Source organism: Streptomyces sp. DSM 116795, from assembly GCF_055792905.1.
The window spans coordinates 4,060,019-4,082,300 of record NZ_CM147707.1 but is presented as its reverse complement, the minus strand read 5'-3'; the positions used below and the strand labels follow the sequence as shown (position 1 = coordinate 4,082,300).

The following is a 22,282-nucleotide window of genomic DNA, read 5'->3' as shown; positions in this document are numbered from 1 at the left end:
CTCAAGCGGCGGAGCCGTACGGGGACTTCGCGCGTGCGTCACGCAGCGCGCTGCCCCACCACTCCAGTTGGCGCAGCATCCCCTTGGCGGCGGCCGCGCTGCTCTTCTCGTCCCGGGGGCGGCCGCTCTCGTCGAAGCGCTCCCAGGCCATGTGGAAGCTGAGCGTCTCCCGGACCGTGACCGCGTGCAGTTCGGCGAAGACCTGCCGCAGATGCTCGACGGCCCGCTGCCCGCCGGCCATGCCGCCGTACGAGACGAAGCCGGCGGGCTTGGCCTGCCACTCGTCGCGGAACCAGTCGATGGTGTTCTTCAGAGGTGCCGGGAAGCTGTGGTTGTACTCGGGGGTGACGATCACGAAGGCGTCGGCGGCCTCCAGCCGCCGGGAGAGGCCGCCGTGCGCGTCCTTCACCGCGGGCGGCAGGGGCCTGCCGAACTCCGGGAAGGCGACCGGGAGTTCATGTCCGGCCTCGGCCAGATCGATGACGTCGACGTCGTAGGCGCCGTGCTTCCGTGCCTCTTGGGCGAACCAGGCCGAGACCACCGGCCCGAACCGGCCCTCCCGGACGCTGCCGACGATGACGGCGAGGCGCAGGAGGCCCGGCGAGTTCTGCGTGCTCTGCGTGTCCGGCGCGTTCTGCGTGTCCGGCGCGTGCTGCGTGTCCGGCGCGCTCTGGCTGTTCTGGCTGTTCCGCGTGTTCGCGGTGCTGGTCGTTCCGGCTGTGCTCATGGGGTGCTCTCCTCGGTCGCGGCGGCGTTACGCACGCTGTGCGGCGTGCGGCTGCCTCGGTGGCTGACCCCAGGCTCGGACATGAAGTTAAGTTGAAGTCAAGCTTCTCTCCCCCGACCGGGTTCCGTGCCGTCGCCCGGCCCGGCCTTCTGCTCCCCCTACGGCTCATCCTCGGACCCGGCCTCCGGTTCCGATTCCGGCTCCGTCTCCGGCTCGCGCTCGGGTTCCGGCTCCCGCGAACCCGGCAGGCTCAGCACCGCCACCGTGCCCCCGCCGTCCGCAGGCTCCAGGGCCACCTCGCCGCCCGACTGCCGCACCGTACGGGCCACGATGGACAGCCCCAGCCCCGACCCCGGCAGCCTCCGCGCGGACGGCGAGCGCCAGAACCGGTCGAAGACGTACGGCAGTTCGTGCTCGTCGATCCCCGGCCCGTGATCGCGCACCCGCAGGACCCCGCCGCTCAGCGCCGCCTCGACCACGCCCCCCTCCGGGCTGAACTTCATCGCGTTGTCCAGCAGGTTGACCACGGCACGCTCCAGTGCTGCCGGCTCACCCCGCACGTACCAGGGCTCCGTCCGCACCGTGACCGTGATGCCGCCGCTGCGCAGCCGCACCCGCTCCACCGCCCGCTCGGTGATGTCGTGCAGCGAGATGCCCGCAAGCGGCCCGCCGGTCGGCGGCATCTCGCGCGACAGCTCCTGCAAGTCCCCGACGAGCGCCGAGAGTTCGCTCATCTGCGCCCTGACCGACTCCAGCAGCGCCCGCCGGTCCTCCCCCGGCAGCGAACGCCCCGTCTCCTCGCTCCGTACGAGCAGTTCGATGTTCGTACGGAGCGAGGTCAGCGGAGTGCGCAGCTCGTGCCCCGCGTCGGCGATCAGCTGCTTCTGGAGCTCGCGGGAAGAGGCCAGCGCCTCGGTCATCGAGTTGAACGAACGGGAGAGACGGGCGATCTCGTCGTCCCCCTCGGCGGGGATGCTCACGCCGAGGTCCTCCGTACGGGCGATGTGCTCGACGGCGCCGGTGAGCCGGTCCACCGGCCGCAGCCCCGCCCGTGCGAGCACCACGCCCGCACCCGCCGCCGCGAGGACGCCCGTACCGCCGACCAGCACCAGGATCAGGGCGAGGTTCCGCAGCGACCTGTCGGTCTCGGTAAGCGGCCGGGCCACCGAGACGGCGACGTCCGTGCCCTCGACGGGTGTGGTCAGCACCCGGTAGTCGGTGCCGGAGCCGTCCTCGCTGCGGGAGGTGTGCACCGCCTCGGCCTGGCGTTGTTCGGCCACACGTTCGTCGCTCGGCGAGACCCCCAGCCTGCTGCCGACGATGACGCAGCTCTTGCCGTGCCGGTCGACGACCTGGACCGTCGCGTCGAAGGGGTTCGGGGCGCGCTCGTCCGCCGGCGAGCACTGGCCCGAGCTGAGCTGCCCGACGACGAAGCTGGGGTCGACGCGGCTGTTGTTGCGCAGCGACTCGTCCAGCGAACCGATCAGCTGTGCCCGTACGAGGAACCAGCAGGCCGTCGCGCACGCCGCCACCGCGAGCGCCACCGTCACGGCCGCCAGCAGGGCCAGCCGCGAGCGCAGCGCGGGTGCCCGCAGGCGCCGCCGGCGAAGCAGCGGCTCCACGCGCCCCGCGCTCTCCTCCCGCGGGACGCGGTGCCGGAAGCCGGGCACGCGCGGCAGCTTCACGCCGCGTCGTCCTTGAGCACGTAGCCGACGCCGCGCACCGTGTGCACGAGGCGCGCCTCACCGCCCGCCTCGGTCTTGCGGCGCAGATACATCACGTACACGTCCAGGGAGTTGGACGAAGGCTCGAAGTCGAAGCCCCAGACGGCCTTGAGGATCTGCTCACGCGTGAGCACCTGGCGCGGGTGCGAGAGGAACATCTCCAGCAGCATGTACTCGGTGCGGCTCAGCTCCACCGTGCGCGCGCCCCTGGTCACCTCCATCGTGCCGAGGTCCATGCGCAGATCGCCGAAGGCGAGGGAGTCCGTGCCGGGGCCTCCCGACGCGGCGGCGCCCGCGCCACGGGCCGCGGCGTCGCCGTCGCCGGTGCCCGCGCCCGACGCCTGCTCCTGTGCGTACGAGGTGCGCCGCAGCAGAGCCCGTATGCGCGCCAGCAGCTCGTCCAGCTCGAACGGCTTCACGAGGTAGTCGTCGGCACCCGCGTCCAGGCCCGTGACGCGGTCACCGACCGTGTCACGGGCGGTCAGCATCAGGATCGGCAGACGCCTGCCCGCCTCGCGCAGGCGGCGGGCGACGGTCAGCCCGTCCATGCCCGGCATCAGCACGTCGAGGAGGATCAGATCCGGCTCGTACGACGCGGTCTTCTCCAGGGCGTCGAGGCCGTCCTCGGCGAGTTCGGTCCCGTACCCCTCGAAGGTGAGGCTGCGGCGCAGCGCGTCCCGGACGGCGGGCTCGTCGTCGACGATCAGCACCTTCATGGCCACCATGAGCCCAAGCCTCGCATCGTGTCCGGGCGGCCGAGGTGTCAGGCGTGTCACACAGGCAGCGGGCAGGGTGCGCATTCAGCGCTCGGGGGCGTGCGCGGACGTGAGGCACCGGGCTCCGGGCACGAGGCACCGGTCACGGGCCCCGGGCACCTCAGCGCTTCGGCGGACTCCCGCACCCGCACGAGCGCCGCACGACCAGCCCCGCCGGGAACTGCCGTACGCGCTGCCGCCGGGAGCCGGCGACCCGCAGCCCGTCGTCCAGCACCAGGTCGACCGCGGCCTTCGCCATTCCCTCGCGGTCGGAGCCGACGGTCGTGAGCGGCGGGTCGGTCAGGCCCGCCTCCTTCACGTCGTCGAAGCCCGCGACGGCCAGATCCTGCGGTACGTCCAGACCCAGTTCGCGCGCGGCACGCAGCACACCGAACGCCTGGTCGTCGGTGGCGCAGAAGACGGCGGTGGGACGGTCCGGGCCGCCAAGGAGTTCGAGCGCCAGCCGGTAGGTGTCGTACCGGTTGTACGGGGCCTGGAAGAGGCGGCCCTCCACGGAGCGCCCGGCCTCCTCCATCGCGCGGGACCAGCCCTCGACGTGGTCGGTCACCGGGTCGCCGGACTCGGGTGTCGAGTCGATGCCGCCGAGGCAGGCGACGTACTCGTGGCCGTGCTCCAGCAGATGACGGGTGGCCAGCTGCGCGCCGCCGACGTCGTCCAGCACGACCGCCACGTCGTCGATGGCCTCGGGGCGGCGGTGGAGCAGCACGACGCGGGAGTCCCAGGCGTCGATCTCCACGGCGGCGTGCTCGCTGGGGCCCTGGCTGATGAGGATCAGACCGGAGACGCGCATCCCGAGGAAGGCCCGCAGATAGTGCACCTCGCGCTCGTCGAGGTAGTCGGAGTTGCCGACGAGGACCATCTTTCCGCGCTCCGCGGCCGCCTGCTCGACCGCGTGTGCGAGCTCCGCGAAGAAGGGCTGCCGGGCGTCGGGGACGATCAGACCTATGAGGTCCGTACGGCGCGAGGCCATGGCCTGGGCGACCCGGTCGGGCCGGTAGCCCAGCTCCTTGATGGCCGCGAGCACGCGCTCGCGTGTGGCCGGTGCGACGGGCCTCGGCCCGTTGTTGATCACATAGCTGACGACCGCGGTCGACGTACCCGCAAGCCTTGCCACATCGTCCCGCGTCACCCTGGCCACCCGGGCAGTCTACGCGGGATGCGTACTGCATTTGAGGGGCCCAGGGGTTACGGGCGCAGCCGCCCCGCGGGGCCTTCGCCTGCCGCCCCGTGCGGACTTCGCCCGCCGCCCCGCCGGGCGTTCGTGCGCGGCCTCAGCCCGCCGTCCCGCCGGCTCCCTCGCCGGCGGCCTCCCGTACGAGACGGGTGGCGGCGTCCGTGACGGCGCGTGCGTCCGCGTTCGCCCGCTTCGCCTCGGCCGACTTCTCCTTCTCCGGCGAGACGAAGCGGTAGCCGACGTTGCGTACGGTGCCGATCAGCGACTCGTGCTCGGGGCCGAGCTTCGCGCGCAGCCGCCGTACGTGCACGTCGACGGTGCGGGTGCCGCCGAAGTAGTCGTAGCCCCACACCTCCTGGAGCAGCTGGGCGCGCGTGAAGACGCGGCCGGGGTGCTGGGCCAGGTACTTCAGCAGCTCGAACTCCTTGAAGGTCAGGTCCAGGACCCGGCCCTTCAGCTTCGCGCTGTAGGTGGCCTCGTCGACGGAGAGGTCGCCGTTGCGGATCTCGCTCGGTTCGTCGTCCGCACCGCCCTGCATCCGGCCCGTGGCCAGACGCAGCCGCGCCTCGACCTCCGCGGGACCGGCGCTCTCCAGCAGCACGTCGTCGATGCCCCAGTCGGCGGTGACGGCGGCGAGGCCGCCCTCGGTGACGACGAGGATCAGCGGACAGCCGGGGCCGGTCTGGTTCAGCAGCTGGCACAGCGAGCGCACCTGCGGCAGGTCGCGGCGGCCGTCGATGAGGATGGCGTCGGCACCGGGGGTGTTCACAAGCGTGGGCCCCTCGGCGGGTGCCACGCGCACGTTGTGCAGGAGCAGACCGAGCGCGGGCAGCACTTCGGTGGAGGGCTGGAGGGCGTTCGTCAGCAGGAGTAGCGAACTCACGTCAGATCCTTCCTCGGTCCCTTCGGGGACTTCGGTACGGGACGGCACTGCTTCGTACGGATGCCTCCTAAAGCACACTGCGCCCGGGAAAACCCCGGTGCTCCGAAAGCTCGGTGCTCCCGGAAGCACAGTGCTCCTGAAAGCACAAAAGGACCCGGGGGGCCACGCTGCCCGGATCCTTCACTCAGAGCAGAATAGCCGACATGGGTGACGATGCGGAGTGTGAGTTCGCTCGCTCCGGTGCCGACGCCCGCACCGTGAGCGGGGGCGGCGGCGTGCGGCCCGTGCGTCCCGTGCGGCTGCGAGCGGTGCTGCGGGCCTCGGACGGGGTGCCGATCGAGGCCGCGTACGACCCGTACGAGGGCGGCGGGAGCAGGAAGGCCCCGGGAGCGATCGTGCTCGCGCACGGCTTCAGCGGCTCGGCGGACAGGCCCGCTCTGCGCCGGGCCGTGCGGGTGTTCGTGCAGTACGGAGCCGTGATCACCTTCTCCTTCCGCGGGCACGGCGGCTCCGGCGGGCACTCGACGGTCGGCGATCTGGAAGTCCTCGATCTCGCGGCGGCGGTGGGCTGGGCCCGCTCCCTCGGGCATGCGCGGGTGGCGACCGTCGGCTTCTCCATGGGCGGCTCCGTCGTCGTCCGGCACGGCGCGCTCCACCGTCCCGAGGCGCACGAGGGGCGCATGGGCGCACACCCCGGCACGGAGCGCCTCGGCGGGGCCGGCGGCATGGGCGGCTACGGGGGCGTCGGCGGCACCCCGGACATCAGGGAATCCGCCGGGCCGGGCCGTCCCCGCGCGGACCACTCCGACCACTCCGGCCACTCCGACGCCGTGGTGGCCGTCAGCGCACCCGCACGCTGGTACTACCGCGGCACCGCGCCCATGCGGCGGCTGCACTGGGTGATCCAGCGTCCGGTGGGACGGCTCGTCTGCCGGTACGGCCTGCGCACCCGCATCCACCCGCGCGACTGGGACCCGGTACCGCTCTCGCCCGTCGCCGCCGCGCCTCTGCTGGCACCTACTCCGCTGCTCGTCGTGCACGGGGACCAGGACCCGTACTTCCCCGTCGATCATCCGCACTCGCTGGCCGCAGCGGGCGATCCGGACTGTACGGAACTGTGGCTCGTCGAGGACTTCGGTCATGCCGAGAACGCAGCCGGGTCCGCGCTGCTGCACCGGATCGGCGCCTGGGTGGGCGATCGGTGGCCGGGCCCGCCCTCCGGCCCGGCATGATGGGTCGCGCAACACCGCGCGGGCCGGGGTGCGGCGCGGCACGTACAGGCTGAGAGGGCAGGACCCACGATGGCGAGTGGCACGATCCGTTACTGGGCGGCGGCCAAGGCCGCGGCCGGGACGGCCGAGGAGCAGTACGAGGCGGGGACCCTCGCCGACGCGCTGGAGGGCGCACGCGAACGGCACACCCAGCACCCGGACTTCGCGCGCGTGCTGCTGCGCTGCTCCTTCCTCGTCGACGGCGAACCCGTCGGCAAGCGCGCACACGACGCGGTGCGGCTGCGCGAGGGCGGCACCGTCGAGGTGCTCCCGCCGTTCGCGGGAGGCTGCGCATGAGCGAGCACTCCCCCACACGGCCGGGCGCACAGCAGCCCCAGCCGGCGCAGCACCCCCGGTCCCGGCCGCTGCCGTCCCCCGCCGCCGCACCGGCGGCAGCCACAGGCGGCACCGCCCGCCCGGACGCCCCCGCTCCCCGCGCCAAGGGCTCGCCGCTCATCGCGCCGGGCCTTCTCCCGGCAGCCGTCACTGGCGCGCTCGCGCTGCTGGTTGCCGGTACGGCACAGATCGGCGGTGCGGCGCTGGCCGTGGCCGTCGCGCTGCTCCAGGCGGTGACGGCGGCGGGCTGGTTCCGGCTGAACGGGATGTGGCCGGCGCGGCAGGGCATCGCACTCGCCTTCCTCGCTGGGGTGGCCACGGACGTCTCCCTGCTGCTCGCCGACGAGGGCCACGCGCCCGCCGTGATCATCGGCACCCTCGGCGCGTGGTGCGTGCTGACCCTGACGCTCCATCTGCGTAACCGCTCCGGTCCGGACGAGCGCCTCTACGCCCTGACCGCCGCGTTCACCGCGACCGCCCTCACCGTCGTCGCCGCGGGCTTCCTCGCCTCCCTCGACGCGGCGACCGCCGACGCGGTGACAGTGGGCGCAACCGCCGTCGCCGTCGCCGCGCTCGCCCGGGCGCTGCCGCTGCCGCCGTTCGTCTCACCCGCCGTCGCGCTTCTCGCCGCGGCGGGAGCGGGCGTGGCGGCCGGGCAGCTCACCGTCCTCGGAGGTGACGGCGCCGCCACCGCGCCCGCGGCCGCCGGCAGTGTGCTGGGCCTGGTCACTGGCGGATGCGCGCTGCTCGGTCTGCGGGTGGCGAGCTACGACTATCCGTCGCGCTTCGTGCACATGACGGCGGGCGTGGCGCTGCCGCTGACCCTGGCGGCACCTGCCGTGTATCTGTTCGGCAGAGCCTTCGTTTGAGTACGGCGGGTTAGGCTCGCTGAAGTCCCGGGGACCCGCCTGCCCTCCGGGTCCGACAGCTCTCCCCCTCGGCCCTCCGGGCCTGGGCGGGACCTCCAAGTCAGGCCCTGTCCGGCCGGAGCATGGGAGTAATCGCAGATGCGCGCACTACGCAGAGGGCTCATCGTCCTCTTCGTCCTCGCGGTGCTGTTCGTGGCCGCCGACCGGCTGGCGGTCAAGCTGGCCGAGGACAAGGCCGCCGAGGAGATCAAGAGCGCGCAGGGCATCGCCTCCGCCGGTAAGACCTCCATCGACATCAAGGGCTTCCCCTTCCTCACCCAGGTCGCCGGGAAGGAACTGAGCCAGATCGACGCCGACATGAGCGGCATGAAGGCGGAGGCGCCGGGCGGCCAGCTGAAGGTCAGCCGCATCAGCGCACGGCTGCAGGACGTGCGCCTGAACGACGACTACTCCTCGGGCGTCGCGAACAGCGCCCGCGGCACGGCACTCGTCTCGTACGAGGACCTGACGAAGGCCGCCCTGGAGGGCGTGGACGTCGGCTGGGGCGGCCAGGACAGCAGCGGCAAGGGCAGGCTCAAGGTCAGCGGCAGCGTCACGGTGCTCGGCCAGACCTTCGAGCGCAGCGTCCTCAGCTCGGTCAGCGTCTCCGGCGGCGACACGGTGAAGGTGCGCGCCGGCAAGGTGCCGGGCGGGAACATCCCCGGCCTCGAGGACGCGATCCGGGGCAGGATCGACTTCGCCCGGAAGATAGCGGGACTCCCCGACGGCATCGAGCTGGAGAAGGTCGAGCCCACCCCGGAGGGCATCGAACTGTCCGTGCGCGGCAAGGACGTCAAGCTGAGCAAGTAGCTCGTGTGGAGTGAGCAAGCGACTCGTACGGAGAAGGTCCCGGTGGAGCCGCGGCGCCGCCGGGACCGTTCCATACCGTCCCACTCCACGAGACGGCTGCGTCCGCGGGACAGGCCGGTGTTCCTCCGCGCGCAGCCGGCGACGGCCTCGCGGCCACGGCGGAACGGCCCGGCGTCCCAAATCACGGTCGGGTACGTCTCACGATGTGGATTCGCGGTGACACAGGGCCTCCGCCGTCCTTACGATCGTCCTCATGAAGCGACAGGCGGACCTCACGAAACGGCGTGCAGTCGACCTCTGCCGCGTCGCCGCGATGCTCTGTCGCATCCCCTCCTGACGGCTGCCGGCCCGCCAGGCCCCGCCTGAGCCGGGCCGTGCGGGCAGGCCGGGCGAACGCCCCGCCCGCACGGCTCCGCCGTCGCTCCCGCCGCCGCTCGTACCGGCTGCTCGTCCGGCCTCCTGCCGTACGGCTGCCGCACAGCCCTCGGCGCGCGCCCGACGGTCCCCCGAGGTACGTGCGCATCCGCCCTCCCACTCCGCCACACCGCACCCGTACGCCCCGCTTCATCCGCCTCATCCGCTATCTGCCCGGAGGAGAAACCATGAGCCGCAGTGACGTCCTCGTAGACGCCGACTGGGTCCAGGACCACATCGACGACCCGAAGACGGTCATCGTCGAGGTCGACGAGGACACCTCGGCCTATGACAAGAACCACATCAAGAACGCCGTGCGCATCGACTGGAAGCAGGACCTGCAGGACCCGGTCCGGCGCGACTTCGTCGACCAGGAGGGCTTCGAGAAGCTGCTCTCCGAGCGGGGCATCGCCAACGACGACACCGTCGTGCTCTACGGCGGCAACAACAACTGGTTCGCCGCGTACGCCTACTGGTACTTCAAGCTCTACGGCCACCAGGACGTGAAGCTGCTCGACGGCGGCCGCAAGAAGTGGGAGCTCGACTCCCGCGACCTGGTCGCCGAGGTGCCCAGCCGCCCGAAGACCGACTACAAGGCCAAGCCGCAGGACCTCTCGATCCGCGCCTTCCGCGACGAGGTCGTCGACGCGATCGGCACCAAGAACCTGGTGGACGTCCGCTCGCCCGACGAGTTCAGCGGCAAGCTGCTCGCGCCGGCCCACCTGCCGCAGGAGCAGTCGCAGCGCCCGGGCCATGTGCCCAGCGCCCGCAACATCCCGTGGTCGAAGTCGGCCAACGACGACGGCACCTTCAAGTCCGACGAGGAGCTGACGGAGCTGTACGAAGGCGAAGGCGTCGACCTGGGCAAGGACACCATCGCCTACTGCCGCATCGGTGAGCGCAGCGCGCACAGCTGGTTCGTCCTGCACGAGCTGCTGGGCCAGGAGAACGTCAAGAACTACGACGGCTCCTGGACCGAGTACGGCTCGCTGGTCGGCGTCCCCGTCGCCGTCGGCACCGAAGACTGACCGTCCCCCTGGGCCGGACCCCGACCTGAACAGAACCGAAGGGAAGTTCCATGTGCGGAGCACAGGCAGGCGGCCCCGACGCCTCCACCATCAAGCCCGGTGAGACCACCATCCAGGGCAGCGTGACCCGCGACGGCGAGCCCGTCACCGGATACGTGCGGCTCCTGGACGCCGGCGGCGAGTTCACGGCGGAGGTCCCCACGTCCGCCACCGGCCAGTTCCGCTTCTACGCGGCCGAGGGCACCTGGACCGTACGGGCACTGGTGCCGGGCGCCAGCGCGGACCGTACGGTCGTCGCGCAGGACGGCGGTCTGGCGGAGGTCGCCATCGCCGTGTGACGTACGCGGCTTCGTCGCGGCCGCGCCGCGGAAATCTGCGAGGGCCGTGCCCCGGGTGAACGCCCGGAGCACGGCCCCGCCGCTTGTACGGCCCCGCCGCTTGCACCGCCGGCACAAACGGCCCGGCACAGGCGGCCCGGCATAGGGTTGCCGCATGGCACCCGGAACAGCGACAGCAGGCAAGAAGCTCGTGATCAAGGTGACGGCGGGCGCGGACGCGCCGGAGCGCTGCTCACAGGCGTTCACCGTCGCCGCGGTGGCCGCCGCCAGCGGCGTCGAGGTCTCGCTCTGGCTCACCGGGGAGTCGGCGTGGTTCGCGCTGCCGGGCCGGGCCGCCGAGTTCGAACTGCCGCACGCCGCACCGCTGCCGGAGCTGATCTCCGGCGTTCAGACCGGAGGGCTGATCACCCTGTGCACGCAGTGCGCGGCACGCCGCGGCATCGAGGAGAAGGACGTGCTGGAGGGGGTCCGCATCGCGGGCGCGCAGGTCTTCGTCAGCGAGATCATGGGCGAGGACGTACAGGCGCTCGTCTACTGACCCCGGCGGTCGCCGCCAGTCGCCGCCACCGTTCCGTACACCCGCCGTCCGTACACCGCCGTCCCGGGCCCTGTACGGGGTGCTCCGTGCGGCGACTAGACTCGGCCCCGTACGTCATACGCAAGTCAACGGCACTCGCCGCGACATCCGAGGAGCACCTCTCCCGTGCTTGAGGCATTCTTCACCGCTCTGATGGTCCTGGTCTGCGTCGGCACCGCGGCCTTCGCCGGCCTCGCCTTCAAGAAGCTCTACCAGGGCCAGCGCTGAGCAGGCGCGGGCACTCCCCCTGGGCCTGCGGCCCGGGAGGTACCCCCAGCCAGCCGAGCCGCAGCCGCCGCCCACCCCGGCCACCGTCCCTATAGACCGTCTGAGTTCCCATGATCGAGATCCCGTCCGACCTGCACCCGGACCTCGTCCCCCTCGCCTTCCTGCTCGGCAGCTGGCAGGGCGCGGGCGTCGCCGCCCTCGACGGCGAGGACGGACCGGGCAGCGACAAGTGCAACTTCGGGCAGGAGGTCACCTTCAGCCACGACGGCCGTGACTTCCTGGAGTACGTCTCACACAGCTGGCAGCTCGACGACGAGGGCGGGAAGGTGCGCCCGCTGGAGACCGAGACCGGCTACTGGCGCATCGACTCCGAGCGCAAGGTCGAGGTCGTCATGATCCGCGACCAGGGGGTCGCCGAGGTGTGGTACGGCGAGCTGGCCGACCAGAAGCCGCAGATCGACCTGGCCACCGACGCCGTCGCCCGCACCCCGTCCGCCGCCGAGTACAGCGGAGGCAAGCGGCTGTACGGCTACGTGAACGGCGATCTGATGTGGGTCGGCGAGCGCTCCGCCCCCGGGGTGCCGCTGCACCCGTACATGTCGGCGCAGCTGAAGAAGGCCGTCGACCTGCGCGAGGTCGCGAAGGGCCTGAGCGAGAAGGACCTGGGCGATCTGCCGGACGACGGCATCGCGTTCTTCAAGTGAGCCGCGGTTCTACACTGTCGATGTGGTGACGACCGACTGGCAGAGCGACCTGAGAGCGCGCGGATACCGCCTGACTCCGCAGCGCCAGCTCGTGCTGGAAGCGGTCGACAAGCTCGAACACTCCACGCCGGACGACATCCTCGCCGAGGTGCGCCGCACGGCGGGCGGCGTGAACATCTCCACCGTCTACCGGACCCTGGAGCTGCTGGAGGAGCTGGGCCTGGTCTCGCACGCACATCTGGGCCACGGCGCCCCGACGTACCACCTCGCCGACCGGCACCACCACATGCATCTCGTCTGCCGGGACTGCACGGAGGTGATCGAGGCGGACCTGTCTGTGGCCGAACCGTTCACCGAGAGCCTCCTCGCGGCCTTCGGCTTCGACACCGACATGAAGCACTTCGCCATCTTCGGCCGCTGCGCCGACTGCGCGGCACAGGAAGGGCAGGCACGGCAGGCACCGCCGGAGGAACCGGAGCCGGAGTCCGGGGCGCCTGCGGCCGGGGAGCGCTCTTCGAACGGCCGCCGGAGCCCGTCGTAGTCTGGTCGTATGTCCTTCAACAGCCCGATCCGCCCACTTCTCGTGCAGCCCGGTGATGCCGCATGAACTCCCCCCTCCTCTCGCTGCCCGGCGCCGTCGCCGCCGAGGGCCAGGACGAAGGCGTCGCCGCGCACTACGGCGATCTCTTCCGGGAACAGCGGTCGCTGTCCGAGGGCGGCGGCTTCGTCGACCTCTCCCACCGCGGGGTCGTCACCGTTTCCGGCGCGGACCGGCTCTCCTGGCTGCATCTGCTGCTGACGCAGCACGTCAGCGAACTCCCGCCGGGGCACGCCACGGAGGCCCTGATCCTCTCCGCGCACGGGCACATCGAGCACGCGCTCTACCTCGTCGACGACGGGGAGACGGTGTGGATGCACACCGAGCCCGGTACGCAGGGCGCCGTGATCGCCTATCTGGAGAGCATGCGGTTCTTCTACCGCGTCGAGATCGCCGACCGTACGGACGAGTTCGCGGTCGTGCACCTCCCGGCCGGTTCCATCGCCGAGGCTCCGGAGGGGACCGTCGTACGGGAGACGGCGCACGGGCGTGACCTCTTCCTGCCCCGCCCCGCGCTGAAGTCCTTCGCGGAGTCGGGCCCTTCCGCGATCGGCCTGCTCGCGTACGAGGCGCTGCGCGTCGAGGACCACCGGCCGCGGCTCGGCATGGAGACCGATCACCGCACGATCCCGCACGAGCTGGGGTGGCTGGGCACTGCCGTTCACCTCGACAAGGGCTGCTACCGCGGCCAGGAGACGGTCGCCCGCGTGAACAACCTCGGCAAGCCGCCGCGCCGCCTCGTCTTCCTCCATCTCGACGGCAGCGAGGTGCGCCTGCCCGTGCACGGCGACGCCGTACGGCTCGCCGGCGACGGACCGGACGGGCGCAAGCTCGGCTTCGTCACCACCTCCGCCCGCCACCACGAGCTCGGCCCGATCGCCATGGCTCTGGTGAAGCGGAACGTCCCCGTGGACGCCGCGCTGACCGTCGGGGACGACGCGACGGCGGCTGCCCAGGAGGTCGTCGTCGCCCCCTGACGGGCACGGTGTGTACGCGGCCCGGCCTGCGTACGCTGGACGCATGGCCTTCGCAAGGGGCATCGAGCGGGCGGCCGCGCCTCCCACCCCGGCCTCGTACGAGTTCGTACGGGCGCCGCGGACCCTGGGCGCGATGGTGGCGTCGACCGTCGGATACAGCTCGGCGGACGAGGACGCCAGTCCACAGCTGCACCGGGGGCTGCCCGCTCCCTGGCTGACGTTGATCTTCTCCCTCGAAGGCCCGGTCGTGGGCGGCGATACCCCGGAGCAGGCGCGTGGGGGGCACGCCTACCGCGAGGAGATCATCGTCGGCGGTCTGCATCAGCGGCCGGTGTACATCGTCCAGCCCTCCCGCCAGACCGGAGTGCAACTGGCCGTGCACCCGCTGGCGGCACGGGCGCTGCTCGGCATGCCGGCGGCCGAGTTGACGCAGTCGGCCGGGGAGGGCGCGTCCATCCTGGGCCGGTCCGCGGTGGACGTCCACGAGCGGCTGCGCGAGCGCGAGAGCTGGGAGGAGCGTTTCGCCATCCTGACCGAGTACCTGCGGCGGCGGGCGCGGGACGACGGGCGCCGCGCGGAGGTGCGGCCCGAGGTGGCCGAGGCGTGGAAGTGGATGGCCGGCCGCCGGGGGGCCGGGTCGCTGGACGCGATGGCGCGGCATGTGGCGCTCAGTCGACGGCAGTTGACCACTCTCTTCCGGCGTGAGGTGGGCGCGGGGCCGAAACAGATCAGCCGGCTGATGCGGTTCGAGCGGGCCCGGCAGGAGGTGGCCCGCGCGGTCGCGGGGGAGCCTCCGTCACGGCGAGGAACAGGAACGGCGCCGGACCTCTCGGAGATCGCCGCACGGTGCGGGTTCTACGACCACTCGCACCTGGTCCGTGACTTCCAGCAGTACACGGACCTGAGCCCGAGCGCGTGGGTCGCCGAAGAGCGCCGGAATATCCAAGCGGGAGGCCACCGCAACGGCGAAGAGTGGGAGACATGACCGACTCTGCGACGAACGCGACGAACACGACGAACACCGGAACCAGCACCGGCACCGGTACGGACTCGGGCACCGCCTCGGCCCCCGCGCCGACCGTCTGGCCGGTCCTGCAGGCGCACGACGCGCACGCGCTGATCGACTTCCTGGTGGAGAAGATCGGCTTCCTGCGGACAGCCGTGCACGAGGACGGCGACCAGGTCGCCCACTGCCAGCTCGACTGGCCCGAGGGCGGCGGGATCATGCTCGGCTCGCACAAACCGGACACCGAGTGGAGCAGGCCGCCGGGCACCTTCGGCGCCTACGTCGTCACTAATGACGTCGACGGCCTGTACGGGCGGGTGAAGGCCGCGGGTGTGACGATCACGCGCGAACTGGCCGATCAGGACTACGGAAACCGCGAGTTCACGATCAGCGACCCGGAGGGCAATCTGTGGTCCTTCGGCTACTACCCCGGCGAACCGAGGCCCTGAGACAGGTCTGTTCGTCCGGCACCCCGCGGGCCGGGCGGGCCGGCCGGGCCGGGCGGGCCGACGGTGCCCTCGCAGGCCCGGCCGGGCCCCTGCCGGGCCCGTCAGACCTCCAGCAGCACCGTGAACGGGCCGTCGTTCGTCAGCGACACCTTCATCTGCTCGCCGAACCGGCCCGTCGCGACCTCGGCGCCCAACTCGCGGAGCTGCGCGACGACTTCGTCCACCAGCGGCTCCGCCACCGGTCCGGGTGCGGCGGCGTTCCACGTGGGGCGGCGGCCCTTGCGCGCATCGCCGTAGAGCGTGAACTGGCTGATGACAAGCAGCGGAGCACCCACGTCCGAGCAGGACTTCTCGCCCTCCAGGATCCGCACCGACCAGAGTTTGCGGGCGAGTTGGGCGGCCTTGGCAGCCGAGTCGTCGTGTGTGACTCCCACCAGTACGCACAGCCCCTCGCCGGTGATCTCCCCGACCGTCTCTCCGGCTACGGCGACGCTCGCGCCGTTCACTCTCTGCACCACAGCTCGCATGCCGGCCATCATGCCGTGCGGCTCGGCTGGGGGTACCTCCCCCTGGGCCTGCGGCCCGGGCTGTACCCCCAGGGCCGAAAGGCCCAGGGGGAGTTCGTATGGCCCGGATGGGGGCGACATCGCTGCGCAGGAGCGCTCCGCAGTGGCACGATGCGTACACGCGGTACGTACCGCTGCTCTCACCGCTATTGCGGCAATAAGGATGAAGGGGACACCTTCCATGAGCGCTACCGGCGCCGCCCGTACTCCCCCTGGGCCTTTCGGCCCGGGTGGTACCCCCGGGGATCTGCCGGCCGCCCGTACCGGCCCGGCCACGACCGCGACGACCCGCGCCGGCGCCACCGCCGGTGACGGCGAGGGCGAAGTCCCCGACCTGCACGCCCGGCGGCTGCCCGAACTGCGCACGCTCCTGCGCGACGCCAAGCAGGAGGAGGGCGAACTGAGCTACGTACGGCGGCTTCTCCAGGGGCGCATCGACATCCTCCGTGCCGAACTCGCCCGGCGCAGCGCACCCGGCTCGCCCCTGCTGGACCTGCTCCCGCAGATCCTGGCCGACGGTCCCTCCACCCACCGCAGCTCCGCGCGCCACGTCACGCTGGGCACGCCGCAGAGCGACGAATACCGCTCCCTGGCCGAGGAGATGCTGGCGCAGGTCGAGCTGAGCGACCTCACCGCACGTACGGACGAGGAGCTGCAGGAGGCGATGGCCCGCCTCATCGGCTACGAGCAGCACGTCTCGCAGCGGCGGCAGGTGATGCAGCGCACGGCGGACGCGTGCAGCAGGGAAATCGCACGCAGGTACCGTGAGGGCGAAGCGCAAGTCGACGACCTGCTCCCCTGACTGTGTGCGGCCGGGCCCTCCGAAGGCCCGCGAGCCGTGCGAAGGGCCGGGGGTGGTGAACTGAAAGGCCCCCGCTCATGCCGTACGGGATACCCCCGGTGCTGGCCGAAGTCGTACGCTCCGGTTTCGTCGAGGGACACCATCGCGGCTCGCTGATCGTGCTCGCCGCGGACGGCAGCACCGAGCTGTCGATGGGCGATCCCGACGCCGCCTTCTTCCCCCGCTCGTCCAACAAGCCCGTGCAGGCCGCTGCCATGCTCCGGGCCGGACTGGAACTCTCAGGGCCCCGGCTGGCCCTGGCCACCGCGAGCCACTCGGGAGAACCGTTCCATCTGGACCTCGTACGGAAGATGCTCGCCGAGCACGGGCTGACCGAGGACCTGCTGCAGTGCCCGCCCGAACTCCCCCTCGACCAGGCCGAGGCGGCGCACGCCCTCGCCTCCGCCGGCTCCGAGGAGGCGGCCCGCAGCCGCGTCGCCATGAACTGCTCCGGTAAGCACGCCGCGATGCTCGCCACCTGCGCGACGAACGGCTGGCCGCAGGAGACCTACCTGGAACCGTCGCACCCGCTGCAGCAGCTGGTCGCGGAGACCCTCGAATCCCTCTCCGGCGATCCCGTGACCCACGTCGGTACGGACGGCTGCGGCGCTCCCCTGATGGCGATCACACCCGCTGGGCTGGCCCGCGTCTTCCGCGCCCTCGCGCTCGCGCCCTCGGACAGCGCCGAGGGCAGGGTCGCCGCAGCCATGCGCGCGCACCCCGAGTACGTCGCCGGCACGCGGCGCATCGACACCTGGTTGATGAGCGAGGTGCCGGGAGCGATCGCGAAGGTGGGGGCGGAGTCCGTGCAGGCGGCGGCCCTGCCCGACGGCCGCGCCCTCGCCTTCAAGATCCACGACGGCGGCAACCGCGCGGTGGGCCCGGTACTGGCCCGCACGCTCGGACTTCTCGGGGTCGACTCCCCGGTGCTGGGCCGTATCGCCGACTCCCCGCTGATGGGCGGCGGGCGACGGGTCGGCGAGGTGCGCGCGGCGTTCTGAGGCCTCGGGGCGGGAGCACCGGCGGGGCCCGGGGGCCCGGAGGCACGCTCCGGGGGCGGGCACCCGGCTGGGCCCGGCGGCCCGCGGAACCATGCGCGCCCCCGGTTCCCGCGCCGGGGAACCCCACCCCGGCCCGCCCGCTGCCGCCGGGCCGTAATCCAGGTGCGGTGCTCCGCCGGCCCCGCATACCGTGACCGGCATGGCCCTGGAGATCCGCACCCTCACCTCCCGCGACGAGCTGCCCGGCTGGTTCCGCGCGGTGGCCGTCGGCTTCCTGCGCGGCGGGACCGTGTCCGAGGAGGAGATGGCCGTCCGCACCCCCGACATCGATCCGTCCCGTACGCAGGGCGCGTTCGACGGGGGCAGGTGCGTGGGCACCTTCCGTACGTTCTCCCAGGAGATGACCGTTCCCGGCGGCGCGGCCCTTCCGTCCTGCGCGGTCACGAACGTCACCGTCTCCCCGACCCACCGGCGCCGCGGCCTGCTCACGCGCATGATGGGCAGCGCCCTCACGGCCGCGAAGGAGCGCGGCGACGCCTTCGCCTCGCTGATCTCCGCGGAGTACCCGATCTACGGGCGCTACGGCTTCGGCCCCGCCGCCTGGACCGCGGAGTGGGAGGTCGACGTCGCCCGCGCGGGGCTCGACAAGCGCCACTCCGGCCCCGGTGACGGCGGCCGGGTGGACCTCGCGGACGACGAGGAGATCCGCAGCGTCGGGCGGACGCTGCACGAGCGCCACCGCGCCCTGCCGCACTCCCAGGGCGTCATCGACCGTCCCGACCGCTGGTGGCGCATACACACGGGGCAACGCCGTTACCCGGGCGACGAGTTCACCCCGCCCTTCCACGCCGTCCACCGTGACGGGCAGGGCGAGCCGCAAGGCTTCGTCTCATGGACGGTGCGCGAGCGCTGGGACGCCAAACTCCCGCAGAACACCGCCGAGGTGCAGTGCCTCACCGCCCTCACGCCTGCCGCGGAGCGCGCCCTGTGGCACTTCGTACTCTCCATCGACTGGATCGCCCGCGTACGTTCCGGATACCGGGCCCCCGACGACGTGCTGCCGCTGCTGCTGCCGGACCCGCGCGCGGCCAGGCTGGACACCCACGCGGACTTCCTGTGGCTGCGCCCCCTCGACGTCCCGCGCATGCTGGAGGGCCGCCGCTACGCCGTCGGCGGTGCGCTCGTGCTCGATCTGCACGATTCGGCCGGGCTCGCGGGCGGCCGCTACCGGCTGGAGGCCGGCCCGGACGGCGCCACCTGCAAGACCACACAGGACAGCCCCGATCTCGCCCTGGACATCGCCGAGTTGGGCACGCTCTTCCTCGGCGACGAGTCGGCCGTGCGGCTCGCGTCGCTGGGGCGCGTCGAGGAACGCCGGGAGGGTGCCGCCGAGTCGGCCGACACCCTCTTCCGCACGCCGCGCCGGGCGTGGTGCCCGGACATCTTCTGACGCGCGGCGGCGTCCCGCAGAACCGGAAAGGGCACGCGGCGCGCGGATGGCGTGGGTCGGAACCGCGCGCCGCGTGGTCAGACGATCAGCATCGTCAGTACGACGGCGCCGATACAGCTGCACGTGATGTTCTTCGCCTTCACACCGACGCTGAGCAGTACGCAGCCGATGACCCCGAGGGCACCGAACTGCCACTCCACCAGTCGCTCGAGTCCGATCACGGCGGCCGCGATAGCGAGAGCGAACACAGGCATGGCATTCCCCCTTCGTCGAGCACGGGCCCGTACGTCGTCGGACAGGCGGGAACGGGAGCGCTCTGTGTTGGCGGGCAGCCACGCCCACTTGGCGATACCTGCCGAACTTGGCCACCATCTGTGCGAAGTTGTCCGCCAACTTATTCGAAGTCTGCCCACTTGGCCGGAGATTGAAAACAGTTGACCAACAACTCCCGGTGCTTGGGCCGAAGTTGTACCGTCTTGGTGTGAACAGGACGAGCCCCGCGAAAGGCGCACGGCCCCCGCACGAAGTGGTCGCCGCAGCGCTACGTGAGCGAATCGACTCCGGTGAGCTGCCCCCGGGCAGCCGCATCCCCACGCAGAAGGACCTGGCCGGCGAGTTCGGCGTGAACCGCACGGCGGTCCGCCAGGCCCTCCACGACCTCAAGCGGCAGGGACTCCTCACGGACACCGGCCGCGGCGCACCGCCGACCGTCGCACGGGCCGGCCCTTCCCACGAGGCACCGAAGCCGGCCGGCACCGAGCTGGCCGAGCGTCTCTACGAGGCCTTCCGCGCCGAGGACGTCACGATCGACACGTACTCCCTCACGACGGAGACGCTCAACAACGCCCTTGCCCGGCCGCACCGCTCGATCGTCGACGGGACCCTCTCCCCGCGCTCCATCACGGTGCGGGTGATCATTCCGAGCTCTGAGGCGTACCTCGCCCTGCCCCGTCTGGTTGTGGACGCCGACGACCGGCGCCCGCTGGACCGCCTCCACGAACTGCAGAGGACATGGGCGACGGCGCTGCGCATGAGCCTCGAGGTGTTCAGGGACAGATACGACGTGCCCGAAGTCTCCTTCGAGATACGGACGGTGGCCGCGACACCCCTGCAGAAGCTCTACATCCTCAACGGCACCGAAGCACTCATGGGCTACTACCACGTGGTGCGTGACGAGGTGACGTACCAGGGAGAGATGCTGGACATCTTCGACGTCCTCGGCTTCGACACCGCCCTCTTCCGCTTCACGGGCTCCTCGGGCAGCCACGGCAAGGCGGACACTGCATTCGTACGCGACGCCCAGGCTTGGTTCGAGTCCCTCTGGACGACGATCGCCACGCCGCTCTCGTACGGCTGATGCCGATCGGCATCGGCGCCACTCTGGAGGCTGTAGTCTCAGCGCACTCACGTTCCTCTGAGTCATCATCCGGTGGCGCGCATGACTGTTCCCTCCGCCCCTGAGGCCGAGGCCCCTCCGTCCGGCCCCCGGGCCGGGACGCCCTCGCTCCAGGCCGCGCCGCCGAGCCCGGAGGACGGCGGCACTTCCCATCCCGTCTGGGAACGCTGCCGTCTGTGGTGGCACTTCGAGCTGCACCGGCGCCGCCCCGGCGGCTTCCTCCTCCAGGGGCACCACCACCACAACTACGTCGTGGCACTGAGCGAGCCCTTCGCTTCGATAGTGCGGGAGTCCCCCGGCCGGCTGGCCAAGTTCCGCACCAGGCGGAGCACCTTCCAGGTGCTGCCTCGGGTGTGGCACGAGGGAGCGGTGCTCCGCGCCGTTCGACCGCACATTGCGCATGTGCCTCACGCGCTTCTCACCATCGGCAACCGTGCCCTGCACACATACGTCGAGGGCGTTCCGCTGGCTGAAGTGGCGCCACCCGGCAGGCCCGTCGGGGACGGGACCCTGCACCGGATCGCCGCTCTCTTCGGAGAACTCGGGGACGTCCCCGCACGAGACCTGCCGAAGCTCCCGTCGGCCTGGCGGACCGACGGCGACAGCACGCGCTTCCTCCAGAACCTCGCCGCCTTCGCCCACCATGAGGTCTTCGAGCGCAACCGGCCGCGCTTCGGCGCCCTTTTCCGGGAACTGAGAATCCCCGACGACGCAGTCGAGCGGTTCACCCGCGAGGCGAAGCTGCTGCGGCCACGGCCCTACTCGTTGCTGCACACCGACATCCACCGGGGCAATCTGCTCACCCGGAGAAACGGCGATCTCGCCCTCGTGGACTGGGAGTTGGCTCTGTACGGCGACCCGCTGCATGAGCTTGCGACCCATGTGGTGCGGATGAACTACACCGAGGGAGAGCGTCGGCGTCTGATCGGGCTCTGGCGACGTGAGATGCGCCGACGCGGGCGGCAGGACCGGCTCGTGGGGATGGAGCAGGACTTCCGCATCTACCTCGACTTCGAGTGCGCGCAGTCCGTCTTCCCCGACACCATTCGCGCGGCGCGTGCACTGCCGCCCGCCGCGACCGAGAGCGACTTCGACGTCGCCGCTGCCTCGGTGCACTGGGCGCTGTCGCGCGCCCGCAAAGCACTGAACCCGGTCAGCGTCCCCGACCTTCAAGCCGTGAAGCGGGCGCTGCGCACCTGGCACCGGGACGAGCAGGCACTGCCTCATCGCCTGCGCGCTGTACCCCGTGGCCCGCGCAGGGGATATTGGGGTACCCCGCCGTAGGCCGCGGAAGGGGCGCCACCACCGCGGAGCCGGTACGAGGAGTGAAATGCGCGAACTCATCGAAGCCGCGAAGGCTGTGCTCTTCGACTTCGACGGACCCGTCTGCCACCTCTTCCAGGCACGCCCCTCGTCCGACATCGCCGAGCGGCTGCGGCATGCGGCTCTCGCGGGGAGCGGCGGCGGCAGCGGCGACGCTGACAGGGCCGGCGACTGGCTGCCGCAGACCGGTGACCCCCTGGAGATACTGCGGGCCGCCTTCGACCAGCCGGATCTCGTCGAGCGCGGTGTCGCGCGGGACATCGAGCGTGCGCTGACCGAAGAGGAGGTGGAGGCGGCTCCCCACGCCTTCCCGACCGCATACGCCGACGCCCTCGTGCGTACGCTCGCCGCCACCGGACGGCAGCTCGCCGTAACGACGAACAACTCGCAGCAGGCGGTGGAGCGTTACCTGGAGACGCGCCAGACGGAGGAGCTGTTCGCAGGACGGATCCACGGGCGCGACGCCGAGGGCGGCTCACTGCGTCTCAAGCCCGACCCCGACTGTCTGCTGCGCGCCCTGAAGTCCACGGGCACGCCAGCGCAGGAGGCCCTGATGATCGGGGACGCGCCGCGCGATCTGGAGGCGGCACGCGCCGCCGGGGTGGCCTTCCTCGGCTACGCGCGCAACGAGGCCAAGGCGGAGCAGCTTCGTGCCGCGGGCGCGCAGCACGTCACCGACTCCCTGCGGGGCGTCCTCGTGATCGTGGACCCGCGCGCGCACGTGTGAGCCGGTACGCGTACGGCCAGGCCCGGCGCCGCCCGTGGCTGCGCCGGGTC

Annotated in this window: 26 protein-coding genes; 19 read left to right on the top strand and 7 right to left on the bottom strand. The window is 71.9% G+C overall.

Translation table 11 applies throughout. The features are described from left to right. Window position 1: 1 nt before the first annotated feature. From ACSMXX_RS17670 to ACSMXX_RS17650, 5 genes are all read right to left on the bottom strand, one after another. Window positions 2-727, bottom strand: a complete 726-nt coding sequence (locus ACSMXX_RS17670; RefSeq protein ID WP_473179660.1) for an NADPH-dependent FMN reductase — start codon at window positions 725-727, stop codon at window positions 2-4. 158 nt (window positions 728-885) lie between these two features. After that, window positions 886-2,349 carry a HAMP domain-containing sensor histidine kinase gene (locus ACSMXX_RS17665; RefSeq protein WP_473184833.1) on the bottom strand — a complete coding sequence of 488 codons (1,464 nt, stop codon included), beginning with the start codon at window positions 2,347-2,349 and terminating at the stop codon, window positions 886-888. Between the two features lie 59 nt (window positions 2,350-2,408). Next, window positions 2,409-3,176, bottom strand: coding sequence for a response regulator transcription factor (locus tag ACSMXX_RS17660; RefSeq protein WP_473179659.1), 768 nt, complete (start codon window positions 3,174-3,176; stop codon window positions 2,409-2,411). A gap of 151 nt (window positions 3,177-3,327) precedes the next feature. After that, window positions 3,328-4,365, bottom strand: a complete 1,038-nt coding sequence (locus tag ACSMXX_RS17655) for a LacI family DNA-binding transcriptional regulator (RefSeq protein ID WP_473179658.1) — start codon at window positions 4,363-4,365, stop codon at window positions 3,328-3,330. 133 nt (window positions 4,366-4,498) lie between these two features. Next, entirely contained in the window at window positions 4,499-5,284 is a 786-nt protein-coding gene (locus ACSMXX_RS17650; RefSeq protein ID WP_473179657.1) for a winged helix-turn-helix transcriptional regulator, read from the bottom strand. Between the two features lie 203 nt (window positions 5,285-5,487). Between ACSMXX_RS17650 and ACSMXX_RS17645 the strand changes: the two genes are divergently transcribed. From ACSMXX_RS17645 to ACSMXX_RS17585, 13 genes are all read left to right on the top strand, one after another. Further along, window positions 5,488-6,516: an alpha/beta hydrolase family protein gene (locus ACSMXX_RS17645; protein ID WP_473179656.1), complete on the top strand. Its 1,029-nt coding sequence runs from the start codon at window positions 5,488-5,490 to the stop codon at window positions 6,514-6,516. A gap of 69 nt (window positions 6,517-6,585) precedes the next feature. Next, on the top strand, window positions 6,586-6,852 hold the full coding sequence (locus tag ACSMXX_RS17640) for a MoaD/ThiS family protein (RefSeq protein ID WP_473179655.1): 267 nt from the start codon (window positions 6,586-6,588) through the stop codon (window positions 6,850-6,852). Further along, window positions 6,849-7,760 (top strand): hypothetical protein, encoded by a 912-nt coding sequence (locus ACSMXX_RS17635; RefSeq protein WP_473179654.1) that lies wholly within the window; start codon window positions 6,849-6,851, stop codon window positions 7,758-7,760. Before ACSMXX_RS17640 ends, ACSMXX_RS17635 begins: the two co-directional genes overlap by 4 nt. A 138-nt stretch (window positions 7,761-7,898) precedes the next feature. Next, window positions 7,899-8,609, top strand: a complete 711-nt coding sequence (locus ACSMXX_RS17630) for an LmeA family phospholipid-binding protein (RefSeq protein WP_473179653.1) — start codon at window positions 7,899-7,901, stop codon at window positions 8,607-8,609. 253 nt (window positions 8,610-8,862) lie between these two features. Then, window positions 8,863-8,946, top strand: a complete 84-nt coding sequence (locus tag ACSMXX_RS17625) for a putative leader peptide (RefSeq protein WP_368073287.1) — start codon at window positions 8,863-8,865, stop codon at window positions 8,944-8,946. Between the two features lie 265 nt (window positions 8,947-9,211). Further along, window positions 9,212-10,051 carry a sulfurtransferase gene (locus ACSMXX_RS17620; RefSeq protein WP_473179652.1) on the top strand — a complete coding sequence of 280 codons (840 nt, stop codon included), beginning with the start codon at window positions 9,212-9,214 and terminating at the stop codon, window positions 10,049-10,051. Window positions 10,052-10,101: 50 nt separating this feature from the next. Next, entirely contained in the window at window positions 10,102-10,389 is a 288-nt protein-coding gene (locus tag ACSMXX_RS17615) for a DUF1416 domain-containing protein (protein WP_473179651.1), read from the top strand. 154 nt (window positions 10,390-10,543) lie between these two features. Next, entirely contained in the window at window positions 10,544-10,927 is a 384-nt protein-coding gene (locus tag ACSMXX_RS17610) for a DsrE family protein (protein ID WP_473179650.1), read from the top strand. A 377-nt stretch (window positions 10,928-11,304) separates the two neighbouring features. Next, window positions 11,305-11,898: a heme-binding beta-barrel domain-containing protein gene (locus ACSMXX_RS17605; RefSeq protein ID WP_473179649.1), complete on the top strand. Its 594-nt coding sequence runs from the start codon at window positions 11,305-11,307 to the stop codon at window positions 11,896-11,898. Between the two features lie 22 nt (window positions 11,899-11,920). Beyond that, window positions 11,921-12,439: a Fur family transcriptional regulator gene (locus tag ACSMXX_RS17600; RefSeq protein WP_473179648.1), complete on the top strand. Its 519-nt coding sequence runs from the start codon at window positions 11,921-11,923 to the stop codon at window positions 12,437-12,439. 62 nt (window positions 12,440-12,501) lie between these two features. After that, on the top strand, window positions 12,502-13,473 hold the full coding sequence (ygfZ, locus tag ACSMXX_RS17595) for a CAF17-like 4Fe-4S cluster assembly/insertion protein YgfZ (protein ID WP_473179647.1): 972 nt from the start codon (window positions 12,502-12,504) through the stop codon (window positions 13,471-13,473). Between the two features lie 43 nt (window positions 13,474-13,516). Next, window positions 13,517-14,458 carry a helix-turn-helix transcriptional regulator gene (locus tag ACSMXX_RS17590; RefSeq protein ID WP_473179646.1) on the top strand — a complete coding sequence of 314 codons (942 nt, stop codon included), beginning with the start codon at window positions 13,517-13,519 and terminating at the stop codon, window positions 14,456-14,458. Continuing rightward, a complete protein-coding gene (locus ACSMXX_RS17585; protein ID WP_473179645.1) occupies window positions 14,455-14,928 on the top strand; it encodes a VOC family protein in 474 nt (157 codons plus the stop codon). Before ACSMXX_RS17590 ends, ACSMXX_RS17585 begins: the two co-directional genes overlap by 4 nt. A gap of 101 nt (window positions 14,929-15,029) precedes the next feature. Here the strand turns inward: ACSMXX_RS17585 and dtd are convergent, their stop codons facing one another. Beyond that, the gene (gene dtd, locus ACSMXX_RS17580; protein ID WP_473179644.1) at window positions 15,030-15,455 is read right to left on the bottom strand and encodes a D-aminoacyl-tRNA deacylase; all 426 of its coding nucleotides are present in this window, start codon (window positions 15,453-15,455) and stop codon (window positions 15,030-15,032) included. 220 nt (window positions 15,456-15,675) lie between these two features. Here dtd and ACSMXX_RS17575 point away from each other — a divergent pair, with 220 nt between their 5' ends. The 3 genes from ACSMXX_RS17575 to ACSMXX_RS17565 all read left to right on the top strand — a co-directional run bounded on the left by ACSMXX_RS17575 (window position 15,676) and on the right by ACSMXX_RS17565 (window position 18,786). After that, window positions 15,676-16,296 carry an RsiG family protein gene (locus ACSMXX_RS17575; RefSeq protein ID WP_473179643.1) on the top strand — a complete coding sequence of 207 codons (621 nt, stop codon included), beginning with the start codon at window positions 15,676-15,678 and terminating at the stop codon, window positions 16,294-16,296. Between the two features lie 77 nt (window positions 16,297-16,373). Continuing rightward, window positions 16,374-17,336, top strand: coding sequence for an asparaginase (locus ACSMXX_RS17570; protein ID WP_473179642.1), 963 nt, complete (start codon window positions 16,374-16,376; stop codon window positions 17,334-17,336). Window positions 17,337-17,535: 199 nt separating this feature from the next. Then, window positions 17,536-18,786 carry a GNAT family N-acetyltransferase gene (locus ACSMXX_RS17565; RefSeq protein ID WP_473179641.1) on the top strand — a complete coding sequence of 417 codons (1,251 nt, stop codon included), beginning with the start codon at window positions 17,536-17,538 and terminating at the stop codon, window positions 18,784-18,786. 77 nt (window positions 18,787-18,863) lie between these two features. Here ACSMXX_RS17565 and ACSMXX_RS17560 read toward each other — a convergent pair whose 3' ends face one another. Continuing rightward, window positions 18,864-19,040 carry a hypothetical protein gene (locus ACSMXX_RS17560; RefSeq protein ID WP_473179640.1) on the bottom strand — a complete coding sequence of 59 codons (177 nt, stop codon included), beginning with the start codon at window positions 19,038-19,040 and terminating at the stop codon, window positions 18,864-18,866. 227 nt (window positions 19,041-19,267) lie between these two features. Here ACSMXX_RS17560 and ACSMXX_RS17555 point away from each other — a divergent pair, with 227 nt between their 5' ends. The 3 genes from ACSMXX_RS17555 (at window position 19,268) to ACSMXX_RS17545 (ending at window position 22,232) form a co-directional block, all read left to right on the top strand. Continuing rightward, window positions 19,268-20,143: a GntR family transcriptional regulator gene (locus ACSMXX_RS17555; protein ID WP_473179639.1), complete on the top strand. Its 876-nt coding sequence runs from the start codon at window positions 19,268-19,270 to the stop codon at window positions 20,141-20,143. Window positions 20,144-20,224: 81 nt separating this feature from the next. Continuing rightward, entirely contained in the window at window positions 20,225-21,466 is a 1,242-nt protein-coding gene (locus ACSMXX_RS17550; protein ID WP_473179638.1) for a phosphotransferase, read from the top strand. A 46-nt stretch (window positions 21,467-21,512) separates the two neighbouring features. Further along, window positions 21,513-22,232 carry an HAD family hydrolase gene (locus tag ACSMXX_RS17545; protein ID WP_473179637.1) on the top strand — a complete coding sequence of 240 codons (720 nt, stop codon included), beginning with the start codon at window positions 21,513-21,515 and terminating at the stop codon, window positions 22,230-22,232. The last annotated feature ends 50 nt before the right edge of the window (window positions 22,233-22,282 follow it).

Bases quoted from the DNA above. Each gene is read 5' to 3' on its own strand.
- ACSMXX_RS17670 (WP_473179660.1), bottom strand. From the start codon at position 727: ATGAGCACAGCCGGAACGACCAGCACCGCGAACACGCGGAACAGCCAG.
- ACSMXX_RS17660 (WP_473179659.1), bottom strand. From the start codon at position 3,176: ATGGTGGCCATGAAGGTGCTGATCGTCGACGACGAGCCCGCCGTCCGG.
- ACSMXX_RS17645 (WP_473179656.1), top strand. From the start codon at position 5,488: ATGGGTGACGATGCGGAGTGTGAGTTCGCTCGCTCCGGTGCCGACGCC.
- ACSMXX_RS17640 (WP_473179655.1), top strand. From the start codon at position 6,586: ATGGCGAGTGGCACGATCCGTTACTGGGCGGCGGCCAAGGCCGCGGCC.
- ACSMXX_RS17635 (WP_473179654.1), top strand. From the start codon at position 6,849: ATGAGCGAGCACTCCCCCACACGGCCGGGCGCACAGCAGCCCCAGCCG.
- ACSMXX_RS17630 (WP_473179653.1), top strand. From the start codon at position 7,899: ATGCGCGCACTACGCAGAGGGCTCATCGTCCTCTTCGTCCTCGCGGTG.
- ACSMXX_RS17625 (WP_368073287.1), top strand. From the start codon at position 8,863: ATGAAGCGACAGGCGGACCTCACGAAACGGCGTGCAGTCGACCTCTGC.
- ACSMXX_RS17620 (WP_473179652.1), top strand. From the start codon at position 9,212: ATGAGCCGCAGTGACGTCCTCGTAGACGCCGACTGGGTCCAGGACCAC.
- ACSMXX_RS17615 (WP_473179651.1), top strand. From the start codon at position 10,102: ATGTGCGGAGCACAGGCAGGCGGCCCCGACGCCTCCACCATCAAGCCC.
- ACSMXX_RS17610 (WP_473179650.1), top strand. From the start codon at position 10,544: ATGGCACCCGGAACAGCGACAGCAGGCAAGAAGCTCGTGATCAAGGTG.
- ACSMXX_RS17605 (WP_473179649.1), top strand. From the start codon at position 11,305: ATGATCGAGATCCCGTCCGACCTGCACCCGGACCTCGTCCCCCTCGCC.
- ygfZ (WP_473179647.1), top strand. From the start codon at position 12,502: ATGAACTCCCCCCTCCTCTCGCTGCCCGGCGCCGTCGCCGCCGAGGGC.
- ACSMXX_RS17590 (WP_473179646.1), top strand. From the start codon at position 13,517: ATGGCCTTCGCAAGGGGCATCGAGCGGGCGGCCGCGCCTCCCACCCCG.
- ACSMXX_RS17585 (WP_473179645.1), top strand. From the start codon at position 14,455: ATGACCGACTCTGCGACGAACGCGACGAACACGACGAACACCGGAACC.
- dtd (WP_473179644.1), bottom strand. From the start codon at position 15,455: ATGCGAGCTGTGGTGCAGAGAGTGAACGGCGCGAGCGTCGCCGTAGCC.
- ACSMXX_RS17575 (WP_473179643.1), top strand. From the start codon at position 15,676: ATGAGCGCTACCGGCGCCGCCCGTACTCCCCCTGGGCCTTTCGGCCCG.
- ACSMXX_RS17570 (WP_473179642.1), top strand. From the start codon at position 16,374: ATGCCGTACGGGATACCCCCGGTGCTGGCCGAAGTCGTACGCTCCGGT.
- ACSMXX_RS17565 (WP_473179641.1), top strand. From the start codon at position 17,536: ATGGCCCTGGAGATCCGCACCCTCACCTCCCGCGACGAGCTGCCCGGC.
- ACSMXX_RS17560 (WP_473179640.1), bottom strand. From the start codon at position 19,040: ATGCCTGTGTTCGCTCTCGCTATCGCGGCCGCCGTGATCGGACTCGAG.
- ACSMXX_RS17550 (WP_473179638.1), top strand. From the start codon at position 20,225: ATGACTGTTCCCTCCGCCCCTGAGGCCGAGGCCCCTCCGTCCGGCCCC.
- ACSMXX_RS17545 (WP_473179637.1), top strand. From the start codon at position 21,513: ATGCGCGAACTCATCGAAGCCGCGAAGGCTGTGCTCTTCGACTTCGAC.